This window comes from Pseudomonas sp. IT-P258 (assembly GCF_949767825.1).
In the GTDB taxonomy this organism is placed as follows: Bacteria; Pseudomonadota; Gammaproteobacteria; order Pseudomonadales; family Pseudomonadaceae; genus Aquipseudomonas; species Aquipseudomonas monachiensis.
This window is the reverse complement of sequence record NZ_CATKPU010000054.1, coordinates 283,414-300,763: the sequence shown is the minus strand read 5'-3', so window position 1 is coordinate 300,763 and position 17,350 is coordinate 283,414. Positions and strand designations below refer to the sequence as shown.

12 protein-coding genes are annotated in these 17,350 nt (G+C 61.9%); 7 read left to right on the top strand and 5 right to left on the bottom strand.

All coding sequences use genetic code 11. The annotated features are described in order from the left end of the window. The first annotated feature begins 20 nt into the window (after positions 1 to 20). Positions 21 to 1,601: an aldehyde dehydrogenase (NADP(+)) gene (locus ACM6G4_RS19930; RefSeq protein ID WP_414914442.1), complete on the top strand. Its 1,581-nt coding sequence runs from the start codon at positions 21 to 23 to the stop codon at positions 1,599 to 1,601. Between the two features lie 148 nt (positions 1,602 to 1,749). On the opposite strand, the gene ACM6G4_RS19925 is transcribed toward ACM6G4_RS19930, so the two are convergent. Continuing rightward, positions 1,750 to 2,757, bottom strand: coding sequence for an Ldh family oxidoreductase (locus ACM6G4_RS19925; RefSeq protein ID WP_056724727.1), 1,008 nt, complete (start codon positions 2,755 to 2,757; stop codon positions 1,750 to 1,752). A gap of 314 nt (positions 2,758 to 3,071) precedes the next feature. On the opposite strand from ACM6G4_RS19925, the gene mexE reads away from it, so the two are divergent. Genes mexE through ACM6G4_RS19910 form a run of 3 tightly spaced genes read left to right on the top strand, consistent with a single transcriptional unit; the run spans position 3,072 to position 8,938 of the window. Continuing rightward, positions 3,072 to 4,325, top strand: coding sequence for a multidrug efflux RND transporter periplasmic adaptor subunit MexE (gene mexE / locus ACM6G4_RS19920; protein WP_056724725.1), 1,254 nt, complete (start codon positions 3,072 to 3,074; stop codon positions 4,323 to 4,325). A gap of 12 nt (positions 4,326 to 4,337) precedes the next feature. Then, entirely contained in the window at positions 4,338 to 7,517 is a 3,180-nt protein-coding gene (locus ACM6G4_RS19915; RefSeq protein WP_414914441.1) for an efflux RND transporter permease subunit, read from the top strand. Further along, the gene (locus ACM6G4_RS19910; protein ID WP_056724721.1) at positions 7,517 to 8,938 is read left to right on the top strand and encodes an efflux transporter outer membrane subunit; all 1,422 of its coding nucleotides are present in this window, start codon (positions 7,517 to 7,519) and stop codon (positions 8,936 to 8,938) included. Before ACM6G4_RS19915 ends, ACM6G4_RS19910 begins: the two co-directional genes overlap by 1 nt. Before the next feature lie 201 nt (positions 8,939 to 9,139). Here ACM6G4_RS19910 and ACM6G4_RS19905 read toward each other — a convergent pair whose 3' ends face one another. Genes ACM6G4_RS19905 through ACM6G4_RS19895 form a run of 3 tightly spaced genes read right to left on the bottom strand, consistent with a single transcriptional unit; the run spans position 9,140 to position 12,417 of the window. Continuing rightward, complete coding sequence (locus ACM6G4_RS19905) at positions 9,140 to 10,087, bottom strand: HlyD family secretion protein (RefSeq protein WP_056724719.1); 948 nt, start codon at positions 10,085 to 10,087, stop codon at positions 9,140 to 9,142. A 4-nt stretch (positions 10,088 to 10,091) separates the two neighbouring features. Further along, on the bottom strand, positions 10,092 to 10,292 hold the full coding sequence (locus tag ACM6G4_RS19900) for a DUF1656 domain-containing protein (RefSeq protein WP_056724717.1): 201 nt from the start codon (positions 10,290 to 10,292) through the stop codon (positions 10,092 to 10,094). Then, the gene (locus tag ACM6G4_RS19895) at positions 10,282 to 12,417 is read right to left on the bottom strand and encodes an FUSC family protein (RefSeq protein WP_056724715.1); all 2,136 of its coding nucleotides are present in this window, start codon (positions 12,415 to 12,417) and stop codon (positions 10,282 to 10,284) included. The genes ACM6G4_RS19900 and ACM6G4_RS19895 overlap by 11 nt, the downstream gene beginning before the upstream one ends. A 184-nt stretch (positions 12,418 to 12,601) precedes the next feature. On the opposite strand from ACM6G4_RS19895, the gene ACM6G4_RS19890 reads away from it, so the two are divergent. The 3 genes from ACM6G4_RS19890 (at position 12,602) to ACM6G4_RS19880 (ending at position 16,943) form a co-directional block, all read left to right on the top strand. Beyond that, complete coding sequence (locus ACM6G4_RS19890) at positions 12,602 to 13,657, top strand: tetratricopeptide repeat protein (RefSeq protein WP_056724713.1); 1,056 nt, start codon at positions 12,602 to 12,604, stop codon at positions 13,655 to 13,657. Between the two features lie 116 nt (positions 13,658 to 13,773). After that, positions 13,774 to 15,276 carry an ATPase domain-containing protein gene (locus ACM6G4_RS19885; protein WP_056724711.1) on the top strand — a complete coding sequence of 501 codons (1,503 nt, stop codon included), beginning with the start codon at positions 13,774 to 13,776 and terminating at the stop codon, positions 15,274 to 15,276. Next, entirely contained in the window at positions 15,273 to 16,943 is a 1,671-nt protein-coding gene (locus tag ACM6G4_RS19880; protein ID WP_414914440.1) for a response regulator, read from the top strand. The genes ACM6G4_RS19885 and ACM6G4_RS19880 overlap by 4 nt, the downstream gene beginning before the upstream one ends. A gap of 4 nt (positions 16,944 to 16,947) precedes the next feature. Here the strand turns inward: ACM6G4_RS19880 and ACM6G4_RS19875 are convergent, their stop codons facing one another. Then, positions 16,948 to 17,325, bottom strand: a complete 378-nt coding sequence (locus ACM6G4_RS19875) for a response regulator (RefSeq protein WP_007970583.1) — start codon at positions 17,323 to 17,325, stop codon at positions 16,948 to 16,950. Positions 17,326 to 17,350 lie beyond the last annotated feature (25 nt).

Below are 17,350 nucleotides of genomic sequence, written 5' to 3'. Positions count from 1 at the left end.
TTCCAGACCGGAGATTTTCAATGCTCGAAATCCTTGGCCACAACTACATCGGCGGAGCGCGCAGCGCCGTCGGCGGAATCATCCTGAACAGCCATGACGCCAGCACCGGCGAAGCACTGCCCTACTCTTTCGTGCAAGCCACCGCGCAAGAAGTCGACGCGGCCGTCCAGGCCGCTGCGGCCGCCTACCCGGCCTTTCGCAACCTGCCGGCGACGCGCCGGGCGCAATTCCTTGAAGCCATCGCCGCACAACTGGATGCCCTGGATGACGAGTTCGTTGCCCTGGTGACCCGTGAAACCGCCCTGCCCAGTGCCCGGATACAGGGCGAGCGCGGCCGCACCAGCGGCCAGATGCGTCTGTTCGCTCAGGTCCTGCGTCGGGGCGATTTCTACAGCGCGCGCATCGACCGTGCCCTGCCGGAGCGTCAGCCGCTGCCACGGGTTGACCTGCGCCAGTACCGGATCGGCGTCGGCCCGGTGGCCGTGTTCGGCGCCAGTAATTTTCCGTTGGCCTTTTCGACGGCTGGCGGCGATACCGCAGCGGCCCTGGCCGCCGGTTGCCCGGTGGTGTTCAAGGCCCACAGCGGGCACATGGCAACCGCCGAATGCGTGGCCAATGCGATCCTGCGCGCCGCCGAGCAGACCGACATGCCCAAGGGTGTGTTCAACATGATCTACGGCGCGGGTGTCGGTGAAGCGCTGGTCAAGCACCCGGCGATTCAGGCCGTCGGTTTCACCGGCTCGCTCAAAGGTGGCCGTGCCCTTTGCGACATGGCCGCCGCACGGCAACAACCCATCCCGGTGTTCGCCGAGATGAGCAGCATCAATCCAGTGTTGGTGTTACCCGAAGCCTTGCGTGCGCGCGGCGAGAAAATCGCCGGTGAACTGGTGGCATCGGTGGTCCAGGGTTGCGGGCAGTTCTGCACCAATCCGGGGTTGGTCATTGGCATTCGCGCCCCTGAATGGACGGCGTTCATTGCGCGACTAAGCAACCTGATGGCCGAACAACCGGCACAAACCATGCTCAATGCCGGCACCCTCGGCAGCTATGAAAAAGGGCTGCGGGCCTTGCTCGAGCATCCGGGTGTGACGCACCTGGCGGGCCACGACCAGCAGGGCAATCAGGCGCGGCCGCAACTGTTCAAGGCCGACGTCAGCCTGCTGCTCAATGGGGATCCGCTGCTGCAGGAAGAAGTGTTCGGGCCGACCACCATTGTCGTTGAAGTGGCGGACAAGGTTGAACTGCGGCAGGCGTTGAACAGCTTGCACGGGCAACTGACTGCGACATTGATTGGCGAAGCATCGGATCTTCAGACCCATGCGGACCTGCTGATACTGCTGGAACAAAAAGTCGGCCGGGTACTGTTCAACGGTTACCCCACCGGGGTCGAGGTCTGCGATGCCATGGTCCATGGCGGGCCGTACCCTGCAACTTCCGACGCCCGTGGCACGTCGGTTGGCAGCCTGGCCATCGAGCGCTTCCTGCGTCCGGTGTGCTACCAGAATTGCCCGGACGCCTTGCTACCCGACGCCTTGAAAAACGCCAACCCGCTGGGGATTGCACGGTTGGTGGATGGCAGCAGCCAACGCGACTCAATCTAGAAAACCACACAAATACCTGTAGGAGCTGCCGCAGGCTGCGATCTTTTGATGTTGATTTTTAAGATCAACAGATCGCAGCCTTCGGCAGCTCCTACGCAAAATATGTGATCGCCACCAATCAAATGTGGAAGCGGGCACGTTGATTCAATCAGGCGAGCAATGCCTTGAGGTCGTTGTACAGCGCCTCGGGAATTTGCACGCCTTCCACCAGGCTGCGTACCCGCGCCGCGTAACGTCGTTGCGACGGTAAGCGTGCGCCCTGCCCTTCAATGCCCTGGAACAACGTTTCGGCCCGGGCCAAATGTTCTTCAGTGGCGTCCCCCAGAAAGCGCCGAGGGTCCAGGGCGATGATCAATTCGCCATGGTACGGCGACGACTTGCTGCCTCCATCGTAAGCCAATGACTCGGCACTGGTCAGGTCACCAATCAGCGGCCCGGCAATCAACTCCACCATCGCCGCCAGCGCCGAACCCTTGTGCCCGCCGAACGTCAGCATCGCGCCGCTGTCGAGCACCACGTTGGCGTCGGTGCTCGACTGGCCTTGGGCGTCGACGCCCCAACCCTCGGGAATCGCCTTGCCGGCACGCCGGTGCAGTTCGATATCACCACGGGCAATCGCGCTGGTGGCGAAGTCGAACACAAACGGATCTTGCCCCGCACGGGGCCAACCGAAGGCAATGGGATTGGTGCCGAACACCGGCAGTCGTCCTCCGGCCGGCGCCACCCAGGCGTGGCTCGGATTACACGCCAGTGCCACCAGACCGGCAGCCGTCAGCTGCTCGATCTCCACCCACAGCGCCGAGAAATGCACACAGCGGTTGATTGCCAACGCCGCAATGCCGTTGGCCCGGGTTTTCTGCGCCAGCAACGGCAACCCCGCCTGAAACGCCAACTGCGAAAACCCACCGCCTGCATCCACCCGTACAATCGACGGCGCCTGGTCGATCACCTGTGGCTCGGCATCGGCTGACACCTTGCCGGCCCGCAGGGAATTGACACACCCCAGAATCCGGTACAAACCGTGGGAGGCACAGCCATCACGTTCGCCAGCAATCACCGTCGCCGCCACCGCTTGTGCATGGGCCAGATTAAAACCATTGTGCAACAGGATCGATTCGGCCAACTCACGGGCTTCGATCAGGGTCAGTCGGATCATGGTCATCTCCTTGGACAGACCGGTCAGAGTGGTCTATCCGAGGCGTCATGGCTTGATGGGTTTGGGCATTGGCGGTGACGAAATTGGCACAGTTCGGGCCGTTGTGGCCCGTTGAACCAACTGTCTATTGCATCCAAAGCAACACACAATTGTCATCAATCCAGTTGATGACGACCAAGCGCAAGGCGCAGGCTAGAGGGCTGGCTTGGGTCTTATATCATTCCGGATGATAGTTACCTTCGCCCCATTCGATTCGTGAGATACAAACCCGCCGCGCATCATTCGCCAATCTCAACACATTGGCGGATGCATCCATGGAACAGTCACTCAAACATTTGCGCTTCCCGTTGGCTCTGTTGGCCGTCGTGGTGATCAGCGCGTGCGGCAAGGCCCCGGAAACCGCCGCCAGTATGCCAGCGGCCAAGGTCAGCGTGGCCAAGGTGCTGGAACAACCGGTCAACGAGTGGGACGAATTCACCGGCCGCCTCGAAGCGCCGGAAACCGTCGAGATTCGTCCACGGGTCTCCGGCCAGATCGATGAAGTGGCCTTCACTGAAGGCGCCCTGGTCAAGAAAGGCGACCTGTTGTTCCAGATCGACCCGCGTCCGTTCCAGGCTGAGGTCCGCCGCCTCGAAGCCCTGGTTGCACAATCGCGCGCCAACGCCACCCGCAGCGAAAACGAAGCCCAGCGCGGTGAGCGCCTGCGCACCAGCAACGCCATTTCCGCCGAGCTGGCCGATTCGCGCACCAGCGCCGCCCAAGAAGCCCGCGCCGCCGTCGGCGCCCTGCAAGCGCAGCTTGATCTAGCGCGGCTGAACCTGAGCTTCACCCGCGTGACTGCTCCCATCAGCGGCCGCGTCAGCCGTGCCGAAATCACCGCCGGCAACCTGGTGACCGCCGACACCACCCCGCTGACCAGCGTGGTCTCCACCGACAAGGTGTACGCCTACTTCGACGCCGACGAGCGCGTATTCCTCAAGTACACCGAGCTCGCTCGCCAGGGCAAGCGCGGCGCCACCACCCCGGTCTACATGGGCCTGTCCAATGAGGACGGCAACCCGCACCAGGGTGTGATGAACTTCGTCGACAACCAGGTCAACCCGAAGACCGGCACCATTCGTGGTCGCGCCGTGTTCGACAACAGCGACGGCAGCTACACGCCGGGCCTGTATGCACGCCTGAAACTGGTGGGCAGCGGTACCTACAGCGCCATGCTGATCAACGATGAAGCGGTCGGCACCGACCTGGGCAAGAAGTTCGTGCTGGTGATGGATGCCGACAACAAGACCGCCTACCGCGCGGTGGAGCTGGGTCCGAAGATCGAAGGCCTGCGTATCGTGCGCAACGGCCTGAACAAGGACGACACCATCATCGTCAAGGGCCTGCAACGGGTACGTCCTGGTTCACCGGTCACCCCTGAAGTGATTCCGATGGCCAGTGAACAAACCCTCGCGGCACTCGCACAACAACGCCAAGCGCTGGAAGCCAGCAACCTGCCCCAAGTCGCGCCTGCCAAGGTCGCGCCGGGTACGGCTGTGAAACTGGCTGCCACGACCCCACGCGGTTAAGGGATTTTTACGATGAATTTTTCCCAATTCTTCATTTCGCGGCCGATCTTCGCGGCGGTTCTTTCGCTGCTGATCCTGATCGCCGGTGCGATCTCGCTGTTCCAGCTGCCGATCAGCGAATACCCGGAAGTGGTGCCGCCGACCGTGGTGGTCCGCGCCAACTTCCCGGGTGCCAACCCGAAAGTCATCGGTGAAACCGTGGCCGCTCCCCTGGAGCAAGCCATCACCGGCGTCGAGAACATGCTGTACATGTCCTCGCAATCGACCGCTGACGGCAAGATCACCCTGACCATCACTTTTGCCCTGGGTACCGACCTGGACAACGCCCAGGTGCAGGTGCAGAACCGTGTGACCCGCACCGAGCCGAAACTTCCCGAGGAAGTGACGCGCATCGGTATCACCGTGGACAAGGCGTCGCCCGACCTGACCATGGTGGTGCACTTGACCTCGCCGGACAAACGCTACGACATGCTGTACCTGTCCAACTACGCCCTGCTCAACATCAAGGATGAGCTGGCGCGCCTGGGCGGTGTCGGTGATGTGCAGCTGTTCGGCATGGGCGATTACTCGCTGCGAGTGTGGCTCGATCCGAACAAGACCGCTTCGCGCAACCTGACCGCGACCGATGTGGTCACCGCGATTCGCGAGCAAAACCGTCAAGTCGCGGCCGGTGCGCTGGGTGCGCCTCCTGCACCGAATGCCACGGCCTTCCAGTTGTCGGTCAACACCCAGGGTCGTCTGGTTTCCGAGGAAGAGTTCGAGAACATCATCATTCGCTCTGGCGACAACGGTGAAATCACTCGCCTCAAGGACATCGCCCGCGTCGAACTGGGCTCCAGCCAGTACGCCCTGCGTTCGTTGCTGAACAACCAGCCGGCGGTGGCGATCCCGATCTTCCAGCGTCCGGGTTCCAACGCCATCGAAATCTCCAACGAAGTTCGGGCAAAAATGGCCGAACTGAAGAAGAATTTCCCCGAAGGCATGGACTTCAGCATCGTCTATGACCCGACGATCTTCGTGCGCGGTTCCATCGAGGCGGTGGTTCACACCCTCTTCGAAGCGCTGATCCTTGTGGTGCTGGTGGTGATCCTGTTCCTGCAAACCTGGCGCGCCTCGATCATTCCACTGGTCGCTGTGCCGGTATCGCTGATCGGTACCTTTGCCGTGATGCATCTGTTTGGCTTCTCGCTCAATGCCCTGTCGCTGTTTGGCCTGGTACTGGCCATCGGTATCGTGGTCGACGATGCGATCGTGGTGGTGGAGAACGTCGAACGGAACATCGAGCTTGGATTGACCCCGGTTGAAGCCACCAAGCGCGCCATGCGTGAAGTGACCGGCCCGATCATTGCCACCGCGCTGGTGCTGTGTGCGGTGTTTGTTCCGGCGGCGTTCATTTCCGGCCTGACCGGGCAGTTCTACAAGCAGTTCGCCCTGACCATCGCGATTTCCACGGTGATCTCGGCCTTCAACTCCCTGACCCTGTCGCCGGCCCTGGCCGCGGTTTTGCTCAAGGGTCACGACGCGCCGAAAGACCGTTTCTCCAAGGTGCTGGACAAGATTTTCGGTGGCTGGTTGTTCCGTCCGTTCAACCGCTTCTTTGAAAAGGCCAGCCATGGTTACGTCGGCACCGTTGCCCGCGTGATCCGTTCCAGCGGTATCGCCCTGCTGCTGTACGCCGGCCTGATGGTCCTGACCTTCTTCGGTTTCTCCAGCACTCCGACCGGTTTCGTACCCGGCCAGGACAAACAATACCTGGTGGCCTTCGCGCAATTGCCGGATGCCTCGAGCCTTGACCGTACCGAAGACGTGATCAAGCGCATGTCCGAGCTGGCCCTTAAACAACCTGGCGTGGAAAGTGCGGTGGCCTTCCCTGGCCTGTCGATCAACGGTTTCACCAACAGTCCGAACGCCGGCATCGTGTTCGTGACCCTCAAGCCGTTCGACGAACGTAAAGACCCGAGCATGTCCGCAGGGGCCATTGCCGGTGCCTTGAACGGCCAGTACGCGAACATCCAGGAAGCCTACATGGCGATCTTCCCGCCGCCGCCGGTACAAGGCCTGGGCACCATCGGTGGTTTCCGCCTGCAGATCGAAGACCGGGGCAACCTGGGCTACGAAGAGCTGTACAAGGAAACCATGAACATCATCAACAAGAGCCACAACGTGCCGGAACTGGCCGGCCTGTTCACCAGCTACACGGTGAACGTGCCCCAGGTCGATGCCGCCATCGACCGCGAGAAAGCCAAGACCCACGGCGTGGCCGTCAGCGACATCTTCGACACCCTGCAGATCTACCTGGGTTCGCTGTATGCCAACGACTTCAACCGCTTCGGTCGCACCTATCAGGTCAACGTCCAGGCCGAGCAACAGTTCCGCCTCGAATCCGACCAGATCGGCCAGCTGAAAGTGCGTAACAACAAGGGCGAGATGATCCCGCTGGCGACCTTCATCAAAGTCAGCGACACCTCGGGGCCCGACCGCGTGATGCACTACAACGGCTTCATCACCGCTGAAATCAACGGTGCGGCAGCCCCCGGCTACAGCTCCGGCCAGGCGGAAAAAGCCATCGAGAAACTGCTCAAGGAAGAATTGCCCAACGGCATGACCTACGAATGGACCGACCTGACCTACCAGCAGATCCTGTCCGGCAACACCGCGTTGTTCGTGTTCCCGCTCTGTGTGCTGCTGGCGTTCCTGGTACTGGCAGCGCAGTACGAAAGCTGGAGCCTGCCACTGGCGGTGATCCTGATCGTACCGATGACTCTGCTGTCGGCCATCACCGGAGTGATCGCCTCTGGCGGTGACAACAACATCTTTACCCAGATCGGCTTGATCGTATTGGTGGGACTTGCCTGCAAGAACGCGATCCTGATCGTCGAGTTCGCCAAGGACAAACAGCTGGAAGGCCTCAACCCGCTGGCAGCGGTCCTGGAAGCGTGCCGCCTGCGTCTGCGGCCGATCCTGATGACCTCCTTCGCGTTCATCATGGGTGTTGTACCGCTGGTGTTCTCCAGCGGTGCCGGTGCCGAGATGCGTCATGCCATGGGTGTGGCGGTGTTCTCCGGGATGCTCGGGGTGACCTTCTTCGGTTTGTTGCTGACCCCGGTGTTCTACGTACTGATCCGTAACTTTGTCGAGCGCGGCGAGAAGCGCAAAGCTGCCAAGGCCACCCTGAAGCTGGAGTCGCACTGATGAGTTTGAAAGCCTTCCTGCCGAGCCTGCTGGTACTGGCCCTGAGTGCCTGTGCCGTGGGCCCGGACTACAAGACGCCAACCACCGAGGCGGCCAACATCACGGCCGCCACCGATGGCGCCGCCGGCCAGAAGAACTTTGACCGTTCGCGTTTCGAAGGCATCTGGTGGCAGCAGTTCGAAGATCCGACCCTCAATCAGCTGGTGACGAAATCCCTGCAAGGCAACCGCGATTTGCGCGTCGCCTTCGCCCGCTGGAAAGCCGCACGGGCGATCCGCGATGATGTCAGCAACGACGCCATGCCGACTGTCACCAGCCGCGTCAGCAGTGACCTGGGCAAAGGCCAGATTCCGGGCCAGACCACCGACCGGGTCAACAGCGAACGCTATGACCTGGGCCTGGACATGGCCTGGGAAATCGACCTGTTCGGCCGCATCCAGCGCAACCTGGAGTCGGCCAACGCCGAGCAACAGGCGTTCGAGGCCGACCTGTACCAACTGCAAGTCACCATGATTGCCGAACTGGTGGATTCTTACGGTCAACTGCGCGGCGCGCAGCTGCGGGAGAAAATCGCCCTGGCCAACCTGGAGAACCAGCAGGAATCGCGCAAGATCACCATCAGCTTGCGTGATGCCGGTGTCGGCGACCAACTCGATGTGGAGCGCGCCGATGCGCGACTGGCGTCGGTCGAGGCCAGCGTGCCGCAACTGCAGGCCGAACAGATCCGGCAGAAAAACCGCATCGCCACCCTGCTGGGTGAGCGTCCGGACAAGCTGACCGTGGACCTGAGCCCGAAAGACCTGCCGGCGATCGCCAAGGCTTTGCCGATCGGTGATCCGGGTGAACTGCTGCAACGCCGTCCGGACATTCGCAGTGCCGAACGCCAACTGGCTTCGGCCACGGCGCGTATCGGCGTGGCCAAGGCGGATCTGTTTCCTCGGGTCAGCCTTAGCGGCTTCCTTGGCTTTACCGCTGGGCGCGGTTCGCAGATCGGCTCCTCGGCGGCCAACGCCTGGGCGCTGGGCCCGAGCATCACCTGGGCGGCGTTTGACCTGGGCAGTGTGAAGGCCCGTTTGCGCGGCGCCGATGCCGATGCCGAAGGCGCCCTGGCAACCTACGAGCAACAAGTGTTGCTGGCCCTGGAAGAATCGGAAAACGCTTTCAGCGACTACGGTAAACGCCAGCAGCGCCTGATCTCGCTGATTCGCCAGAGCGAGTCCAGCCGCTCGGCCGCCGACCTGGCGGAAATCCGCTACCGCGAAGGCACCGCCGATTTCCTCGTGCTGCTCGACGCCCAGCGTGAACGCCTGGCGGCCGAAGACACCCAGGCCCTGGCCGAAGTCGACCTGTATCGCGGGATCGTCGCGATCTACAAGGCCCTCGGTGGCGGCTGGCAGCCGGAGACGGTCGCCAGCAAGTAATGCGGTTTTAAAGCGCTCCTTTGGTTGGCCGCAACCAACCAATTTCCTTGCCCTGCGTCTCATTCGGTCGCGGGGCTTTTTTTGCACACAATACATATCCCTGTAGGAGCTGCCGAAGGCTGCGATCTTTTGACCTTTTTGTGTACTTGACCCGCGAAGATCAAAATCAAAAGATCGCAGCCTTCGGCAGCTCCTACAGGGTTAGCGCTGTTCTTCGACGGTCACAGTAGCCGTGGTCCCCGCCCGCAGATTGTTTTTACCCGCATAGTCGGCATCTATCTCGATCCGCACCGGTACCCGTTGCGCCAGTTTGATCCAGGTGTAACTGGGGTTGATGCTGGCCAGCAGGCGACCGCCCGGCAGGTTTTCCCGGTCGGCAATGGCGAAGGCAATGCTCTGCACTTTGCCGCCAAATGTCTCGCCACTCATCAACTCGATCCTGACTAGGTCGCCCTCCCCGATCCGCGGCAACTTGGTTTCTTCGAAGTAACCGCTGACATAGAACGATTCGCTGTCCACCAGCGCCAGCAAGGGACCGCCGGCCGAGGCGTAATCACCCTCCCGGGTCAGCAGATTGGTGACATAGCCGGTCACCGGTGAAACGACGTGGGTACGCTGCAAGTCGAGCTCGGACTGGGTCAAGGCCGCAATGGCCAGTTGCACGTTGGCCTGGGCCAACACCATATTGGCCTGGTTACGCAGCAAGTCGGCCTGGGCCACCGATACATCGGTGTTGGCCTTCTCCCACTCTTCGCCGGAAATCGCCGAACGATCCTTGAGCGTGCGCCGGCGCTGCTCCTCGCTCTGACGTTGCTTGAGCAACGCTTCGCTGGCGATGATGGCCGCCTGGGCCTGCCCGAGCGAGGCTTTCGCCACCTCCACCGCGCGCTTGGCATGTTCCACCGCCAGGGTGTAACGCGCCGGGTCGATCTCCAGCAGCGCCTGGCCTTTGTTCACATGCTGGTTGTCCTGTACGGCCAGGCTGACGATTCGCCCCGATACGTCGGCGGACAAGGTCACCACATCGGCACGCACTCGCGCATCCCGGGTCCAGGGCGCACGGGTGTAATGCTCCCAGGCGAACCAGCCCAGGATAAAGGCCAGCAGTACCACCGCCACCGTCGTGAGTCGGGAAAGGATGTTCTTCATGGCATCAAGCTCCCATCACCAGAATCAACGTGGCGCAGACGCAGGCGTAAAGCGCGCCTTCGAACAACGCCTCGTGCCAGATGAACTGCAGCACGCCGAGGCGCCGCAACGCCCAGTCCAGCAGCAGGAAAATCGGCAGGCCCAGTAGCAGCGCCTGGGCAATCGGGGGCAGATAGGCACCGCCCACTTCAAGATCAATGGGCAAGGACAGGGTCTCCTTCAAGGCCTGATGGTTGAAAGTAGCCGCGATAGCGTTCGACGAACGACACCACGATCAACAGCGCCACACGCATGCGGAACACCGACCACAAGTGCTCATGAACATCGGTATGCAGGGCATCCAGGTCGTCGCCCAGGGTGTGCAGGCTATCGAGCACCTGCGCCACTTCGACCCCGGGCCGGCCGGCGACCAGCCTGCCGGTTTCCCGGACTGTCGAAAACAGGCGACTTTGCAGATCAGGAGTCAGCAATGCGTTGTTCTGCCCCTGCTGCCTGAGCTGATTCAAGGCAATACCCAATGCCATGCAGGCCAGGCTGACTTGAAACAGCTCACGGGATTGTGGCTCCCGGGTCGCCGGCAGCAGCCCCAGCATCATGGTCAGGCGATCAACCATGCGGCTCTCGAAGGCAAACTGCTGTTCATCGCTCGCCGAGGTTTTCAGCAAGGCATACACCTGCTCGCCGTTCTCTTTGTGGAGCCGGCGCATGCGCAAATCCGGCATGAACGGAAAGACCAGCGCATAGACACTCAACGCCAGTGCGGTCGCGCAGGTATAGGCACCCGCAAACTCAAACCACTGGATGGCGGTGTTTTGCCCAATCCCCACGTTCAACGGGCCGAGCAACAGAAAGGTCGTGAGCCCCAGGCCAATGCCGGTACCGGTGGTGGCTGGACTGGCCAGCCCCACCGCGACCGCGTAGAGCAAGGGCGCCAGCAGCAAGGCCAGCATCTCGAAATTGCTGATCATCGGCACAAACATGAACTGAAGGAGCGCCGAGGCCACCAGTGCCAGCCCGAACCCCCTGGCATAGCTTTGCACCGCCAGCAGCGGCCGGGGAAACGTCGACATCAGCGAACACAGGATCCCCACCAGCACCATTCCGCCTCGGGCACCGTCCCAACCGGTTTCGATCCAGATCAGGCCGGCGATCAACAGCGCGCAAAAGGCCCGGACGGCATTCATGGTCGCCAGGGTGAAGTCCAGGTGCAGCGGGTTTTCCCGCCCGCGATACACGCTGCTGGCCGGTCGCCCGCTCTGGATGGCATCACTCAATTCCAGAATCTGCTCCAATTGCTGCAACAGACGCGCCTGCTCCCAGCGCAGCGACCAGGCCAGCGAACGCAAGGTGGCCGGCAGCGGTTCGGTCAATTGTTCGGCCCTGTAGGCCAGCTCATCAAAGCGTTGTTGCAGCGAAGTGAAATGCTGGCGCTTGTCACTCGACAGCGAACGGCCCTCCCGCGCCAGTTCATCGAGAAAGGCCAGTTCTTCGCCGCGCAACCGTTGAATCTCTTCAGGCAACTCGCCCTCCCAGCGCTCGGTCAATAACAGTCGCTGGTGGCGCAAGGCGGTCAACCGCGCGGTCAATAGCACCAATTGGTTGCCCAACAGTTGCACCAGACCGTTGGCACTGCGCAAGCGCGGAGCATCGAAGTACAGGTGCCGGCGCACGCCTTCCAGGCCGCTGATCTGGCCCAGCAGCTGCATTTGCCGCTGCTGGAACTCGGCTTCGCTCTCTTCGGTGCGGATGACGGCGCTGGCGTGGGTGGCCAGCAAACGGGTGATTTGATCGATCCTGGCGAAGTAATCCCGGGCCACGGCTTGTGGCCTGGCGGTGAGCAGGCTGACCACGCACACGCAGGCAACCGCCAGCAGCGTCTCGGTGACACGGGTGACCGCCAGCAAAAACATGCCGTCCGGGTCCGGCACCGCCAGCAAGGCCACCACCACGGCGGTGTAGCCGCTGAGGACAAACGCCCCGGAACTGGTATAGCGCAACAGGGTGCCACCGGCGGTGCACAGCGCCAGCCACAGCGCCAGGGTGGTGATGAACGGCAGCGGCGCCTGGGGAAAGATCGCCATGATCAGCACCGCCACGGCCGCGCCCACCGTGGTGCCGATCACCTGGCCAAAGCTGCGGGCCAGCACCATGCCGCCAAGGGGCTGGCTGATGATGACCACGGCCATGATCGACCACTTGGGCTGGTCCAGGTCGAACAAAAACGCCAGGTACAGGGTCAACAATCCGGCTGCGATGGTTCGCAGGGCAAACAGCAACACCCCGGGCCCGGGGTTGAGAATGGCCTTGAAGTACTGTAACAACCCTTGCATGGAAGCACCCGTCGAGACACCTCCAGCAAGCGTAGTCACTGCCGCGCTGCCTCGAGAGGTTTTGCTGTCGACGCAGCTTGCTGGTCCATTGAATCGTCAGTGAACGTCGTCAAGGTTTGACTCAAAGCCTGGCCTGACCGAAGCTGGCGCCTTTGCAAAAGCTTGCCAGCTTCCGGATTCCTGCATGCCCAAGTCCCGCCGCCTCCTGTTTATCAGCGTCTTTGCCCTGCTCGTCATCGGCCTTGTGTGGTTCTCCCTGCGCGATACCACCCCGGTGGTTCCCGAAGCCATCCAGCATGGCTACAGCGAAGCGCTGGCGGCTGCCCGGGGCGGTCAACCGGGTGCCGCGCGGGTGCTCTACCAGCAATTGGCCCGTCCGGACCTGTCCCCCAAGCGGCGTATCTGGTTGCATGCCGAGCTGCCCAACTATCCAAGCTCGGTGGCCCTGAAGCTGGCGGATGCCGACTTGCAGAACGAGTCGCCCGAAGTACGTATCGCGGCGATCAGGAGTATCAGTGGCCTGGTACCGAACGGCCAGCGCAGTCTGCTGCTGGGGCCATTGCTCGATGACAGCGAACAAAGCGTGCGGCTGGCGGCGATCAACGCGCTGCTGGGGTTGTCCCCGGATGAACTGGGTTTGTATTTCGGGCCGCTGGAACAAGCCATCGATGCCTGGGAACAAGTGCTCAAGAGCGAGCCGCAAAGCGCCGCAAACCAGTTCCAACTGGCCCGGTTGCACCTGCACAACGCCGAGCTCAAGCAAGCGCAACAGGCGCTGGATAACACCCTGCGCCTGGCGCCGGAGAACCTGCCGGCGCTGGTGCTGCAAATCGAGGTGCTGGATAAACAGGGCCAGAACGACGCCGCCCGGCAGCTGTTGGCCAGGCAACTGCAGACACAACCCAACTCGGCCTACCTGCAACACGCGCTGGGGCTCTGGCTGCTGCATCACGAGCAAAGCGAATTCGCCCTGCTCGGCCTGTCCAAGGCCGTAGAGCTTGAGCCTGACAACCGGGATTACCGCTACGACCTGGCCACCACGTTGCACGGTGAACATGAGCTCGAAGCGGCACAGAACCAGTTGCAGGAAGTCGTTCAGCGCCATCCGAACGATCGCAAGGCCCGGGTGCTGCTGATCAATTACTGGAAGGAAAGCGGGCAGCTGCAAAACGTGCAGATCCTGTTGGCCCAACTCGAACAGATGAACCCCGATGATCCGGCGTTGCAACAAGGGCTTTGACCCCGACTGAAATTTCGTTGAACCGTCGTCCTGGCCAAGGGTCAAGTGAACAAGCAGCCCGTTGCGGCACTTCGCAGCGGCTGCTTCGTTGACCCTGGCCATATGAGGACGCTTGTTTGTCTCTATCCGACGATTTGAACCAAGCCAAGGCCGCCACCGGTATCGAAGGTCTGGACGATATCCTCGACGGCGGATTGTCCCGCGGACATGTGTTTTTGCTCGAAGGCGAGCCGGGCACCGGCAAGACCACCGTGGCGCTGCACTTCCTGCTGGCGGGCGCGCAAGTCGGTGAACGCTCGTTGTACATCACGCTGTCCGAGACCGAACGCGAACTGCGCCAAGGCGCCTTGTCCCATGGCTGGGAGATGGACGAAAACGTCCATATCTTCGAGCTGACGCCCCCGGAAAGCCTGCTCAATGCCGAACAGCAGCAGACACTGCTCTACTCCTCCGACCTGGAACTTGGCGAAGCCACCCGCCAGATCTTCGAAGTGGTCGAGCGGCTCAAGCCGACCCGCGTTGTCCTGGACAGCCTTTCGGAGATTCGCCTGCTGGCGCAAAGCTCGCTGCGCTACCGCCGGCAGATTCTGGCCATCAAGCATTATTTCGTGCGTTACGACGCCACAGTGCTGCTGCTCGATGACCTGACCGCCGAGTCCCTCGACAAAACCGTGCACAGCGTGGCCCACGGCGTGATTCGCCTGGAAGAACTGACGCCAAACTACGGCGCCGAGCGACGTCGCATCCGCGTGGTCAAGTACCGTGGCCAGAAGTACCGCGGCGGCTTCCATGACTTCACCATCATGGGCGACGGCGTGCATGTATTCCCGCGCCTGGTGGCTGCCGAACATCGCGGTCAATACCTGCGTCAGCAATTGACCAGCGGCATCCGGGAAATGGATGCGCTGCTGGGCGGTGGTATCGAAACCGGTTCCAGCACCTTGATCCTCGGTCCGGCAGGGACCGGCAAATCGCTGATCTCCATGGTGTTCGCCGCCGCAGCCGTGGCCCGGGGCGAAAAAGCCGCGCTGTTCATTTTCGATGAAGAGTTGGGGTTGCTGTTCGAGCGCATGAAGAACATCGGCATCGACCTGCAGGCCCTGCAAGACAGCGGCAATTTGCTGATCGAACAAGTGGACGCGGCTGAACTGTCCCCCGGCGAGTTCTCCCACCGGGTCCGGCGCTGCGTCGACGAAGGCAATATCAAGACTGTGGTGATCGACAGCATCAACGGCTATCAGGCGGCGATGCCGGAAGAAAACGCCCTGGTGCTGCACATGCACGAGTTGCTGCTGTACCTCAATCGCCAAGGCGCCGCGACCTTCATGACGGTGGCCCAGCACGGCCTGGTCGGCGATATGCAGGCGCCGGTGGACATCACTTACCTGGCCGATACGGTCATTCTGCTGCGTTACTTCGAAGCCCTGGGCAAGGTGCGCCGGGCCATTTCGATCATCAAGAAGCGTACCGGCAGCCATGAGTCGACCATCCGTGAATACCGCATCAGCGGCCTGGGCATGACCATCGGCGAACCGCTGGAAGCCTTCCAGGGCGTATTGCGTGGCGTCCCCACCTATCTCGGGGCCAGCAACCCGTTGCTCGCGGATGAAATCCGGTGACGGCCATGCTAGCCACGCCCGAACGCACAATCATCCTTGCACCGCGAGGGCGCGATGGCCAGATCGCCCTGATGATGCTCAACGAGGCCGGGTTTCACGGGGTGATCAGCTCCGACCTGCCAGGATTGTGCGCCGAACTGGAACAGGGGGCCGGCCTGCTGCTGATCTCCTCCGAGGCACTATTGGGTGCCGATCTGGAACCGCTGATCCGCCTGATCGAACACCAGCCCGCCTGGTCGGATCTGCCGATCGTGGTGATGACGCACCACGGTGGCCCGCAACAGGACCTGGCATCACGCTTCGGCCCGCAATTGGGCAACGTCACCTTCCTTGAGCGGCCGTTTCACCCGGTCACACTGATCAGCCTGGTCACCACGGCCCTGCGCGGGCGGCGACGACAGTATGAAGCCAGGGACCGGCTGATCGACCTGAGCCAGAGCGAATTGCGCCTGCAGAATACCCTCGAAACCCTTGAGCAACAGGTGGAAGAGCGCACGGCGCAACTGCGTCACAACGAAGAGGCATTGCGTCAGTCGCAGAAAATGGAAGCCGTCGGCCAGCTCACCGGCGGCATCGCCCATGACTTCAACAACATGCTGACCGGTATCATCGGCAGTCTGGAGTTGTTGCGCCGACGCCTGGCCCGGGGGCGAACCGAAGACCTCGACAGCCTGATCGACCTGGGGGTGACGTCGGCCAACCGCGCGGCGGGCCTGACCCACCGCCTGCTGGCGTTTTCCCGGCGCCAGTCGCTGGATTCGAAACCCGTGGAGATGAACAGTCTGGTGATCTCCATGGATGAACTGCTGCAACGCAGCATCAACGAAACCATTCGCCTGGACATGCAACTGGACGAGCAACTGTGGGTGGCCGAAGCCGACCCCAATCAACTGGAAAGCGCCCTGCTCAACCTGGTGATCAATGCACGCGATGCCATGCCCAATGGCGGACGGCTGCTGGTCTCGACCGCGAACCAGCACTTTGACGAGGACTTCACCCAGGGCCAGAACAGTCTCGATGCGGGTGACTACGTGGTGCTCAGCGTCACCGACACCGGCTGTGGCATGCCGCAAAGCACCATCAACCGCGCCTTCGACCCCTTCTTCACCACCAAGCCCATCGGCCAGGGCACCGGGCTGGGGTTATCGATGATCTATGGTTTCAGCAAGCAGTCGGGAGGTCACGTCGCCATCCACAGCGTCGTGGGCGAAGGCACCACGGTGAGCCTGTTCCTGCCACGCTTTAGTGGAGACCTGCCCCTGGAGCGTCCATTGGACGTCGAACATTCACCTTTGGCCAAGCGTGGCGAGACGGTGTTGATCGTCGAGGACGACCCGGCGGTGCGGATGCTGGTCAGCACGGTATTGAGCGACCTGGGGTATGCCTACGTCGAGGCCTGTGATGGCGATAGCGCGGTGCCGATACTCGACTCGGCCCAACGCATCGACCTGTTGATCAGCGACGTCGGCCTGCCCGGCATGAATGGCCGGCAACTGGCGGAAATCGGCCGGCAACTGCGACCCGACCTCAGGGTGCTGTTCATCACCGGCTACGCCGAGCACGCCGCAGTGCGCGGCGGGTTCCTTGATCCGGGCATGCAGATGATCACCAAGCCGTTTACCTTCGACCTGTTGACGGCGAAGGTCAGGGAGATGATCAGCGCCTGAGCGCTCAGGAAAGCATGTCCTGCATCAGTTCCTGCAATTTATCCAGATCGAAGGGTTTGTCGAGGATCGGCGCCTTGCGCGTGATCGGGCTGTCGGTCTCACGGATTTCCTGGGCATAGCCACTGATGAAAATCACCTTGAGCTCCGGTCGCAGCTTCACGGCGGGCTCGGCGATCTGCACGCCGGAGATTCCCCCGGGCAGGCGGAAGTCGGTGATCATCATGTCCAGGTGCGGTTTGCTCGCCAGGATCTCGAAAGCCTGCTCGCCGTTTTCGGCCTGCAACACGCGGTAACCCTCGCCCGACAGATAAGCGGACAGCACCATCAGAATCGAGGGATCGTCCTCGACGACGAGTACTACATCTTGTGCATCTTCGCTCATGGGAAGCCTTTGTTCGGTCAATTGC

Coding starts and splice junctions, on each gene's coding strand:
- ACM6G4_RS19895 (WP_056724715.1), bottom strand. CDS start 12,417: ATGCAAGGGTTGTTACAGTACTTCAAGGCCATTCTCAACCCCGGGCCC.
- ACM6G4_RS19890 (WP_056724713.1), top strand. CDS start 12,602: ATGCCCAAGTCCCGCCGCCTCCTGTTTATCAGCGTCTTTGCCCTGCTC.
- ACM6G4_RS19925 (WP_056724727.1), bottom strand. CDS start 2,757: ATGATCCGACTGACCCTGATCGAAGCCCGTGAGTTGGCCGAATCGATC.
- ACM6G4_RS19875 (WP_007970583.1), bottom strand. CDS start 17,325: ATGAGCGAAGATGCACAAGATGTAGTACTCGTCGTCGAGGACGATCCC.
- ACM6G4_RS19930 (WP_414914442.1), top strand. CDS start 21: ATGCTCGAAATCCTTGGCCACAACTACATCGGCGGAGCGCGCAGCGCC.
- ACM6G4_RS19915 (WP_414914441.1), top strand. CDS start 4,338: ATGAATTTTTCCCAATTCTTCATTTCGCGGCCGATCTTCGCGGCGGTT.
- ACM6G4_RS19910 (WP_056724721.1), top strand. CDS start 7,517: ATGAGTTTGAAAGCCTTCCTGCCGAGCCTGCTGGTACTGGCCCTGAGT.
- ACM6G4_RS19905 (WP_056724719.1), bottom strand. CDS start 10,087: ATGAAGAACATCCTTTCCCGACTCACGACGGTGGCGGTGGTACTGCTG.
- mexE (WP_056724725.1), top strand. CDS start 3,072: ATGGAACAGTCACTCAAACATTTGCGCTTCCCGTTGGCTCTGTTGGCC.